The 10732-nt window shown below is 35.8% G+C and carries 9 protein-coding genes; 7 read left to right on the top strand and 2 right to left on the bottom strand.

Features of this window, described 5'->3' with window-relative positions; all coding sequences use genetic code 11:
- Positions 1-236 precede the first annotated feature (236 nt).
- Positions 237-1103 carry a MurR/RpiR family transcriptional regulator gene (locus KTB61_RS12340; protein ID WP_216697634.1) on the top strand — a complete coding sequence of 289 codons (867 nt, stop codon included), beginning with the start codon at positions 237-239 and terminating at the stop codon, positions 1101-1103.
- A 7-nt stretch (positions 1104-1110) separates the two neighbouring features.
- On the opposite strand, the gene KTB61_RS12335 is transcribed toward KTB61_RS12340, so the two are convergent.
- Positions 1111-1962, bottom strand: coding sequence for a MurR/RpiR family transcriptional regulator (locus KTB61_RS12335; protein ID WP_216697633.1), 852 nt, complete (start codon positions 1960-1962; stop codon positions 1111-1113).
- Between the two features lie 205 nt (positions 1963-2167).
- Between KTB61_RS12335 and KTB61_RS12330 the strand changes: the two genes are divergently transcribed.
- From KTB61_RS12330 to KTB61_RS12305, 6 genes are all read left to right on the top strand, one after another.
- A complete protein-coding gene (locus tag KTB61_RS12330; RefSeq protein WP_055232932.1) occupies positions 2168-3496 on the top strand; it encodes a family 4 glycosyl hydrolase in 1329 nt (442 codons plus the stop codon).
- Positions 3497-3647: 151 nt separating this feature from the next.
- Positions 3648-5036: a 6-phospho-beta-glucosidase gene (locus tag KTB61_RS12325; RefSeq protein ID WP_055072890.1), complete on the top strand. Its 1389-nt coding sequence runs from the start codon at positions 3648-3650 to the stop codon at positions 5034-5036.
- Positions 5037-5049: 13 nt separating this feature from the next.
- Positions 5050-6105 (top strand): aldose epimerase family protein, encoded by a 1056-nt coding sequence (locus KTB61_RS12320; protein ID WP_230973747.1) that lies wholly within the window; start codon positions 5050-5052, stop codon positions 6103-6105.
- A gap of 1 nt (position 6106) precedes the next feature.
- A complete protein-coding gene (locus tag KTB61_RS12315) occupies positions 6107-8272 on the top strand; it encodes a PTS transporter subunit IIABC (RefSeq protein ID WP_216697631.1) in 2166 nt (721 codons plus the stop codon).
- Positions 8273-8311: 39 nt separating this feature from the next.
- On the top strand, positions 8312-8440 hold the full coding sequence (locus KTB61_RS13160; RefSeq protein ID WP_269145787.1) for a hypothetical protein: 129 nt from the start codon (positions 8312-8314) through the stop codon (positions 8438-8440).
- Between the two features lie 91 nt (positions 8441-8531).
- On the top strand, positions 8532-9773 hold the full coding sequence (locus KTB61_RS12305) for an IS256 family transposase (RefSeq protein ID WP_216697630.1): 1242 nt from the start codon (positions 8532-8534) through the stop codon (positions 9771-9773).
- A gap of 206 nt (positions 9774-9979) precedes the next feature.
- On the opposite strand, the gene KTB61_RS12300 is transcribed toward KTB61_RS12305, so the two are convergent.
- Positions 9980-10696 carry a hypothetical protein gene (locus tag KTB61_RS12300; protein ID WP_216697629.1) on the bottom strand — a complete coding sequence of 239 codons (717 nt, stop codon included), beginning with the start codon at positions 10694-10696 and terminating at the stop codon, positions 9980-9982.
- Positions 10697-10732: the final 36 nt, after the last annotated feature.

The following is a 10732-nucleotide window of genomic DNA, read 5'->3' as shown; positions in this document are numbered from 1 at the left end:
GTTTAAATTGTTTGTCATAGTGCTTTGCCATAATGAGATCCTCCTTCAGTGCGGTACTTACATTGTACCATGAAATAATAGATTGGTAATTCTCATTTTGACTTGTACTATTTATATTCTAGCACCAGATATAGTTTTTTTGGTAATGGAAGTAATAAATCATTTGAGATAATAAAATAGCAATGTTAAAATAATAAGGAACACTGAAACAAATCAAAAATAAAGAGGTGCTGACTATGACACTTAAAAATATGATTGAATTAGCAGATGGATTAACACCAATTGAAACAGAAATAGGATATTACATTCTAAAAAATCAAGAAGATATCTTAGAGCTGTCAGTTGTAGAACTTGCAGAGAGAACATATGTATCCAAATCAGCGATTCATCGTTTCTGTAATAAGATCGGATTAAAAGGATTCAATGAATTAAAAGTCATACTAGCGAAAGATATCTCAGAAATGCGATCAGATATTGAAATGATTGATGTGAATTATCCTTTTGAACGAAAAGATGGACCGCAGATGATCGCAAAGAAATTAAGCAAATTATATGAGACGGCGATTTATGATACCTATGATTATATGGACTTTATTGAGTTGCATAAAGTAGCACAACTATTGCATAAGGCAGAAGTTATTGATATTTATACACATTCACATAATATGAATGTTGCAGAAAATTTTCAGGATAAGATGCTGACAACAGGGAAAAGCAGTGTAGAATGTCCAAAAGGATTTTATAAACAGAGATTGACAGCATTAGCAAGTAATTCTAAACATGCAGCGATCATTTTATCCTATTCAGGAAAGGCAACGTTTGTGAAACCAATTCTGAAAGTATTATATCAAAAGAAAGTACCAGTCATATATGTCGGAAAATCAGGTGGGAATTTATATCCACAATATGTTACTTGTGCTTTAACGATCAGCGGCAGAGAAAATCTAAGAGACCGAATCTCTCAATTTTCATCTCATATTGCAATGCAGTATATGATGGATGTTGTTTTTGGCTGTATTTACAATATGGACCGTGAAAAGAATATTGAATATCTCAAAGAATCCATAGGATTTATGGATGATCGAGATATTCAGGATGAATGATACTAAATTATAGTTTGTTATAGATCATAGAATTTGTATATACATCTTTAGCATGTTTCGAATGATAATTCTCCATATAATTTTTCTGGAAAATGATAGAATAGATGTAATCAAAAATAAAATCCATATTTGTTTGAGAGGCAAAACTGGCAACTTTTTCATCAAAGGATTCATCATCAGGAAGTTGTAATACAATATCAGAATTCACAGCCAGTTTGGAATGAATATTACTTGTAACCGTAATGATCGGAACGTTATGATCTTTTAAAACTGGAAGATAAGAATTGTAATCATGATGCATAGCACTATAAGTACAGAAGATCACAAGGTCATTAAAGGTAATATTGCCGACTGTATAAAAATTATTCTGATATTCATCACCAATAATAAAATATTCATTTAATTTGATCATTTTATTTTTAAAATTCTCAAGAGAAATTCTGGAGTCACCTTTTCCAAACAGGAATACACGGTGGCTCTTTTTTATATTATAAGCAGTCATTTCTAATTGCACGGGATCTAACAGATTCCGTGTTTTTTTAATTCCATTTGCAAGAATTTCAGATAAATGAAGACCGATATCTTCAACAGAATCATCTGGAGAAAAAGGTAGATTAAAATTAAGATCCTGACCAGAAATAGATGCTTCTCGGATCAGTTGTAATTTGAAATCTTTAAATCCATCAAATCCTAATTTTTTACAAAAACGTAAAACAGAAGAAGTCGAAGAAAAGGATTCTTTTGCCATTTTGTTTAAAGTGACTTGATCAAAAGAGTTTAAATTGTTTTGTAAAAAATAAATCATATTCTGTTCAGAATTATTAAAAAAATCAGGATTTTTAATTTGTTCTAGTATCATATCAATCATTCTCCTAAAAAAGTATAGTTTTCAAATATTTCTTTTTTTATTGTGAATTTGCACAAATAACCGGAATAAATTTATGCAGATTGTTCATGAAATAGTTGTGATGTTCCAAAAATAGCGTGAACTATTGAGCCTGAAATTTTCAAGAAATATAATCAGGGCACATGAAATAATATGACGGATATGGAGGAAAAAATCAATGAAAAAAGAATTTAAGATTGTGATATGTGGTGGTGGAAGTACTTATACCGCAGGGATTGTAAAAAATCTTTTGGAAGAGGAAGAATTAAAAATCAAAGAATTATGGTTATATGATATTGATCAGGAACGACAAGAAAAAGTGTCACTGATCGTAAAAGAAGTTGTAAAAGATTTAAGACCTTCTTTGGAATTGAAAATTAGTACGGATGAAGAAGAGGCATTTACAGATGCAGACTTTATTATGGCACAGATGCGAGTCGGTGGACTGAAAATGCGAGTAAAAGATGAACAGATTTCATTAAAACATGGATGCATTGGACAGGAAACATGTGGAGCCGGGGGAATGGCATATGGAATGAGAACGATCGGACCAATGGTACATCTGATCGATGTTTGTGAGAAATATGCATCAAAAACTTATTGGATCGTTAATTATTCAAATCCAGCTGCGATTGTTGCTAAGGCAACACAGACATTACGTCCAAATGCAAGAATTTTAAATATCTGTGATATGCCAGTTGAGGTAGAGGCAAGAATGGCAGAAATCCTAGACACAGATCTTAGCAATCTGGAAGTGGATTATTTTGGATTGAATCATTATGGATGGTTTACAAAAGTACAGTGTAATGGCGAAGATGTCACAGAAAAATTAAAGAAACATGTGGCAGAGTATGGTTATGTATCAAAGGCAAGTTATGAAGATGCCTTGGTCAAAGATCCAGACTGGTTACATACATTTACGAATGCAAAGAAGATCGTCAACTATTTTCCAGATTATCTGCCAAATACATACTGGCAGTATTATCTTCTTGGAGATGACATTGTAGATTACATGGATATTAATAATACAAGGGGAATGCAGGTTATTCATGGAAGAGAAACAAAGATTCGTGAGGCAGTTAAGAAACTAGAAAATGGAGAAAAAATCGATTTGACACAATTTTATGTAGGAGTTCATGGAAAATTTATTGTAGAAGTGGTAAAAGCACTTGCATATGACACGAGAAGCAGACAGCTTGTCATCGTAAAAAATGACGGAGCAGTCAAGAATCTTCCAGATGATGCCATGGTTGAAATTCCTGCATATATTACAAAAGACGGACCAGAACCAGTAAGAGTTGGAGAAATTCCAAGATTTTATAAAGGACTGATCGAACAGCAGGATGCTTGTGAAGGGTTGGTCGTAGAAGCAGTGATCGAAGGATCATATAAAAAAGCATTGCAGGCATTTACTTTAAACCGCACAATTCCATCTGCAAATGTGGCAAAAGAAATTTTAGATGAAATGATCGAAGCAAACAAAGAATACTGGCTGGAATTGAAATAAAGTTTCAAAAAGTTTCAGAAATTTTCATGATTCTGAAACTTTTTTTGGAAAAAAATATCCGCATCTACTAAATCCATTGTGAGAAAAAAGCTGACTCTATATGATGTAAACAGAACAAAGAAAACGAACATATTTGAGGAGGCATAGAACAATGAAAGGTACAGTGAAGATCGTAACGATTGGTGGAGGAAGTAGTTACACACCAGAGCTGATGGAAGGTTTCATCAAACGATATGAAGAACTTCCAATTAAAGAAATCTGGCTGGTCGATATCGAAGATGGAAAAGAAAAAGTAGAGATTGTAGGAGCACTGGCACAGAGAATGTGGGATGCATCTCCATATGATGTAAAAGTTTATACAACATTAGACAGAAGAGAAGCATTAAAAGATGCAGACTTTGTTACAACACAATTTCGAGTAGGACTTTTAGATGCCAGAATTAAAGATGAAAGAATTCCATCATTGTATGGAATGCTTGGTCAGGAAACAAATGGAGCAGGAGGAATGTTTAAAGCATTTCGAACCATTCCAGTGATCGGACAGATCATAGAAGATATGAGAGAATTATGCCCAGATGCATGGCTGATCAACTTTACAAATCCAAGTGGAATGGTAACAGAAGCTGTAATTAAACATTTTGGATGGAAAAAATGTATCGGACTTTGCAACGTGCCAACGATCGCAATGATGGCAGAACCAAAGCTCCTTGGGAAGGATATCAGCCAGTTAAATTACAGATATGCAGGAATTAACCATTTTCACTGGCATAAAGTATTTGATGAAAATGGAAATGATATGACACCAATTTTGATCGATCATATCAATGAAAAAGGTGGTGGAACACCAGCCAATATCTATCAAGCTGAATTTCCATTGGAATTACTTCACAGCATGAATATGGTGCCTTGTGGATACCACAGATATTACTACATGAAACAAGCAATGCTTGAGCATGCGATTGAAGAATTCAATGAAGGTGGTACTAGAGCAGAGCAAATGAAACAGGTAGAACATGAGTTGTTTGAAATTTATAAAAATGCAGAACTTCATGAAAAACCAGAACAACTTGGAAAACGTGGAGGAGCATATTACAGCGATGCAGCTTGCGAATGTATCCGTGCAATTTATGCAAATAAGAAGATCCATATGGTAGTAAGTACACAAAACAATGGAGCAATTTCATGCTTAGATGATGACTCTATCGTGGAAGTATCAAGTATCATTTCAGCGACAGGAGCACAGCCAATGGCATTTGGAAAGCTTCCATCAGCAGAAAAAGGATGGCTTCAGATGATGAAAGCAATGGAAGAATGTACAATTGAAGCGGCATTGACAGGAGATTACGGAAAAGCATTAGAAGCATTCGTATTAAATCCATTAGTAGAAAATAATGAAAATACAACAAAAGTTTTAGATGAACTGTTAGTTGCACATGCAAAATATCTGCCACAGTTTAAAGAAAAGATTGAAGAACTTAAAGCAAAAGGAGTTCATTCTACAGATCCTGTTGTTATGGACTTAATGGAACATGGACACTAAGCAGGAGGCTGATATGAGTGTAACAAAAGAAAGTTTTGGCTTTTTAGAAGATAAAAGAGAAGCATTTCTATACACGATTGAAAATCAAAATGGATTTGCAGTCAAAGTTACTGATTTTGGTGTAAATATTGTTTCTCTCCTTGTAAAAAACAAGGAGGGAAACATCAAAGATGTAGCCCTTGGATATGACACCTTGGAAGAATATTTTGAGAATGGAATTATGTTTGGAGCAACTGTCGGACGGAATGTAAACCGTATCTCAAATGCCAGATTCGAAATTGATGGGAAAGAGTATCATGTAGCAAAAAATCGTGGAAAACATAACATTCACAGTGACAAAGAACATGGATTTCACAAAGTCTTATGGGATAGTGAGATCATTGATGATCATGCAGTGAAGTTTACTTATGTAAGTCCAGATGGGGAACAAGGATTTCCGGGAACATTGGTAACAAATATCATTTATACGGTAACGGAAACAAATGGATTGATCGTTTCCTATCATGCAGTCAGCGATAAGAAAACGCTGATCAATCTGACAAATCATAATTACTTTAACTTGGGTGGACATGAAAGCGGAACGATCGAAAATACAAAAGTAAGGATTTATGCAGATGAATTTACACCGATCAATGAAGATACGATCCCAACAGGAGAAATCAGAAAAGTAGAACATACACCGATGGATTTCCGTGAATGGAAAAAGATTAAGAATGATCTATATGCCGAAGATGAACAACTAGAAAAAGGCAAAGGATATGATCATAATTTTGTAATTCGGAATAAAGATTGTGGTTTCCGAAAAATGGCGGAAGCATTGGATGAAGAACAGGGTATTAAAATGGAAGTTTATTCAGATCTTCCAGGATTACAGTTTTACACTGGAAATACAATGAAATCAACAAAAGGGAAAGGGGGAGTGATCTATGGAAAAGGATGTGGATTTTGCATGGAACCACATTATTTCCCAAACAGTATTAACACAAAAGAGTTTGATGCACCAGTATTTGACGCAGGAGAAGTGTATCAGACAGTAACCATGTATCAATTTGTCACAAAGGAGGATTAAAATGGCAAAGAAAAAGAAAAGTTCAGCATTTGCGGTAGTACAACAGATCGGAAAATCATTTTTTCTTCCAGTATCTGTGTTACCAATTGCAGGTATCTTACTAGGACTGGGATCTTCATTTACTAATGCTGATACGATCGCAGCGTATCATTTACAAGGAATCATGGGAGAGGGAACTATCCTGAATGCGCTTTTAACAATCATGTCACAGGTCGGTAATACAATCTTTGGAAATTTACCATTGATCTTTGCATTAGCAGTAGCATTAGGAATGGCAAAAAATGAAAAAGCAGTCGCAGTACTTTCTGCAGGTATTTCATTCTTTGTAATGAATTCAACAATTAATGCGATGTTAAAATTATCAGGAAAGATTTTAGCGGACGGAACATATGCAAAGAGTGTCTTAAACGGACAGATCACGAGTGTCTGTGGTATTGATTCTCTTCAGATGGGAGTATTTGCTGGAGTTATCGTAGGACTTGTAACAGCAGCATTACATAATCGCTTTTATAAACAGCAATTACCAGCAGCATTAGCATTTTTCTCAGGAGTGCGTTTTGTGCCAATTATTAGTGTAATCGCACATATCGGTGTAGGTATTATCTGCTTCTTTGTATGGCCAACGATTCAGAGTGGAATCTTTGCACTTGGTAATCTGGTTATGCATTCTGGATATTTTGGAACAGCAATCTTTGGATTCTTAGAGAGAGCATTAATTCCATTCGGATTACATCATGTATTTTATTTACCATTCTGGCAGACATCTCTTGGAGGAACAATGGAAGTTGCTGGAAAGATGGTAGAAGGTGCACAGAATATCTTCTTTGCACAGCTGGCAGACCCAAATACAAAACATTTTGCAGTAGAAGCATGTAGATTCATGACAGGAAAATATTCTTTCATGATGGCGGGACTTCCTGGAGCAGCTTATGCAATGTATCGTTGTGCAAAACCAGAAAAAAGAAAAATTGTTGGAGGATTACTATTCTCAGCAGCATTAACATCATTCCTTACAGGAATTACAGAACCGATTGAATTTACATTCTTATTTATTGCACCAGGATTATTTATCTTACATTGTGGATTAGCAGGTTTGTCATTTGCATTAATGCATATCTTAAAGATCTGTATCGGAACAACATTCTCTTGTGGATTGATCGACTTTATGTTATACGGTGTATTACAGGGACAGACAAAGAGTAACTGGATGATGATCCTTCCAGTATTTGCAGTTTATGCAGTATTATATTACTTTGTGTTCAAATTTGTCATTGAGAAATTTGATCTTCCAACACCAGGTAGAGATGATGACGAAGAAGAGGTAAAATTATATACAAAAGCTGATTACCAGGCAAAAAAAGGTGCAGCAAATGAAGATACAGACGCACCAGAGGATCCAATTTCCTTTATGATCTTAAAAGGACTTGGTGGAATTAAAAATATTGAAGATATTGATTGCTGTGCTACAAGACTTCGTATCACAGTAACAGATGAAACTAAGGTGACAGATCAGTACTTAAAACAATCTGGTTCCAAAGGAATCATCAAAAAAGGAACAGGAATTCAGATTATTTATGGACCACAGGTATCTGTGATCAAGAGTAATTTTGAAGAATATGTGGAATATTATGCACAGCATGGAACAGATCCTTCCAAAGAAGAAGAGGTAACACCCATAGTTTCCTCCAAAGAAGAAGAGAAAAAAGAAATCAGACATGGTAAATTAGTTGCGGTAGCAACAGGAAAAGTTCTTGCAATGACACAGGCAAAAGATGAGGCATTTGCAACTTGTGCTATGGGAGATGGTGTTGTGATCGAACCAGAAAAAGGTGTCGTTGTTGCACCAGCAGATGGAAAGATCACAGCATTAATGAAACCATCTTTACATGCGATTGGAATCGAGACAAAAGAAGGATTAAATCTTTTAATTCATATCGGAATTGACACAGTCAAATTAGATGGAAAAGGATTTAAGGCTTTTGTCAAGAGTGGACAAGAAGTAAAGGCAGGAGATAAGTTGGTAGAGTTTGATATCAATCTGATCAAGAAAGAAGGATATAGCCCAGATATTATGGTTGTTGTCTTAGAAGATTCTAATCTGCCAAAAGTAGCCTATAAAACTGGAGAAAAAACAGTTGCAGGAAAAACAGTTGTTGCGGAATTTTAGTAAAAAATGATTGACAACAAACTGTGAATAAGGTAAATAATGACTGTTCTGAAAAAGGAACAGTCATTATATGCGATACCGGAGGGAGTAGATCCAGAATTGCTGATGAAAGTTCTGGGGAATCCAGAGATGGCAGCGTTGCGTACATCATTGGCAAAGACAATGTAAGTATAATAAGAGAGTGTGAAACTTTTTCTGTAAAATAGCATTTAGAAGGTTCTTCTATGATAAAATAAAAATCATAGGAGGGCCTTTTATTATGGCAAGACAAAAGAAACCTGTACACAGAGTACAAATGACAGAAGGAAAACGGAATATTATTCATCAGCTCTTGGAGGAATATGATATTCAGACAGCTGAAGATATCCAGGATGCATTAAAAGATCTTCTGGGCGGAACCATCAAAGAAATGATGGAAGCTGAAATGGATGATCATCTTGGATACGAGAAATCCGAGCGTTCGGACAATGACGATTATCGCAATGGCTACAAGCGGAAACGTGTAAACAGCAGTTATGGAGCTATGGAGATTGAAGTTCCTCAAGACAGAAAATCTACTTTTCAACCTCAGGTAGTAAAGAAACGTCAGAAAGATATTTCTGACATTGATCAGAAGATTATCTCCATGTATGCCAAAGGGATGACTACAAGACAGATATCTGAGACGATTGAGGACATCTACGGTTTTGAGACATCAGAAGGATTTATTTCAGATGTTACAGACAAGATTCTGCCACAGATTGAAGACTGGCAGAATCGACCGTTAGACGAGGTATATCCAATCTTGTACATCGATGCAATTCATTATTCTGTCCGTGACAATGGTGTGATCCGTAAGCTGGCAGCCTATATCATTCTTGGCATCAATACTGAAGGGAAGAAAGAGGTATTGACAATCAATGTTGGAGACAATGAGAGTGCGAAATACTGGCTCTCTGTGTTAAATGAGCTGAAAAATCGAGGTGTAAAAGATATCTTAATCCTCTGTGCGGATGGCCTTACCGGAATAAAGGAAGCAATTGCGGCAGCATTTCCGAAAACAGAATATCAACGTTGCATCGTTCATCAGGTTCGAAATACCCTGAAATACGTTCCGGATAAAGACAGGAAAGCTTTTGCAACTGATTTAAAGACAATTTATCAGGCGGCTGATGAGAAAAAAGCACTGGCAGCCCTTGAGAGAGTGACTGAGAAATGGACTCCAAAATATCCGAATTCCATGAAACGATGGAAAGATAACTGGGATGCTATCTCTCCGATTTTCAAGTTTTCAGCAACCGTCAGAAAGGTCATTTATACGACCAATGCCATTGAATCGCTGAATTCAACCTATCGGAAACTCAATCGCCAAAGAAGCGTATTTCCGAGCGATACAGCACTGCTGAAAGCCTTGTACCTGGCAACCTTTGAAGCAACAAAAAAGTGGACTTCCACAATCCGGAACTGGGGACAGGTCTATGGAGAGCTAAGTATTATGTACGAAGGACGTCTTCCAGAATAGGTAATATTCCATCGCTAAAACAGGCGGCAGAACCGCCTGCTCTTGACATGCGTTTTAGTAACTGTTATATATAAACCAAGGGCGAAAAGCTGATATTTCAAGCCTTTCGCCCATCATTATCATAGAAGAATCTAATTTACAGACTTTTCTTCATAGTCTCGACGTAATGGTAAACATCCAATACGTCCATTTTTTTAATCTTACACCTATCTTTTTTCGCCACGGACAGGAGCATAGAAAATCAATAGATCAATATACTTTTCCCCGTCTCCCTGCTCTCTATAGTCATACCGTACTATATAATCTCGGATACTATATCCCCGGTACGGATTGGACAGAGTATACAATTCTTTTGTCTTAAAATCAATCAGACAATATCCTGTACTTTCCAAATATTCATCATTATCACTGTTTACCTGATCTTCATAAAAATCACATACCTTATCCAAACAATCTTGGCACAATTGATCAATGAGCGAGTCACAATCTATTGTATCTTTCTCACCAAGGTGTATATTTGGTTCTGCAATACATCTATCCGGTTGAGAGTGTGTCATAATAGAACCATAATCCTCTCCAAAAGAAATTACCATTGTGCTCATATGCCCAGAGTCAATCTTTTCATTTCCATCATCATCATATTCTCGGATCCGAATGTCAGTAACCGACATATCCTCCCAATGAATAATCCCGATAGAATCGAATTTATAATAGTAATCAAGAAGTCCCCCTGCAGGATTTCCGCATATAAAGCATTGCTCCTTTCCAATGGAGGATTGTAGTAATAGTTTTAAATCTTTCTCGTCTTTTACTTTCTGTTCTGATTGTTGATTTTTGTTTGAGCTTTCAACTGTCTGTATCTGGCAGCTACAAAGGATAATCCCTAAAAGAAATACACAGCATAAATAATGATATCGTTTCATAACAACCCCCGAAACAAAAATAAGGACATGCTATGC

It is taken from the genome of Anaerostipes faecalis, assembly GCF_018982945.1.
Classification (GTDB): domain Bacteria; phylum Bacillota; class Clostridia; order Lachnospirales; family Lachnospiraceae; genus Anaerostipes; species Anaerostipes faecalis.
Note: the sequence above shows the minus strand (reverse complement) of the source record. Positions and strands in the feature narration are given on the sequence as shown.

Bases quoted from the DNA above. Each gene is read 5' to 3' on its own strand.
- KTB61_RS12340 (WP_216697634.1), top strand. From the start codon at position 237: ATGACACTTAAAAATATGATTGAATTAGCAGATGGATTAACACCAATT.
- KTB61_RS12335 (WP_216697633.1), bottom strand. From the start codon at position 1,962: ATGATACTAGAACAAATTAAAAATCCTGATTTTTTTAATAATTCTGAA.
- KTB61_RS12330 (WP_055232932.1), top strand. From the start codon at position 2,168: ATGAAAAAAGAATTTAAGATTGTGATATGTGGTGGTGGAAGTACTTAT.
- KTB61_RS12325 (WP_055072890.1), top strand. From the start codon at position 3,648: ATGAAAGGTACAGTGAAGATCGTAACGATTGGTGGAGGAAGTAGTTAC.
- KTB61_RS12320 (WP_230973747.1), top strand. From the start codon at position 5,050: ATGAGTGTAACAAAAGAAAGTTTTGGCTTTTTAGAAGATAAAAGAGAA.
- KTB61_RS12315 (WP_216697631.1), top strand. From the start codon at position 6,107: ATGGCAAAGAAAAAGAAAAGTTCAGCATTTGCGGTAGTACAACAGATC.
- KTB61_RS13160 (WP_269145787.1), top strand. From the start codon at position 8,312: ATGACTGTTCTGAAAAAGGAACAGTCATTATATGCGATACCGGAGGGA.
- KTB61_RS12305 (WP_216697630.1), top strand. From the start codon at position 8,532: ATGGCAAGACAAAAGAAACCTGTACACAGAGTACAAATGACAGAAGGA.
- KTB61_RS12300 (WP_216697629.1), bottom strand. From the start codon at position 10,696: ATGAAACGATATCATTATTTATGCTGTGTATTTCTTTTAGGGATTATC.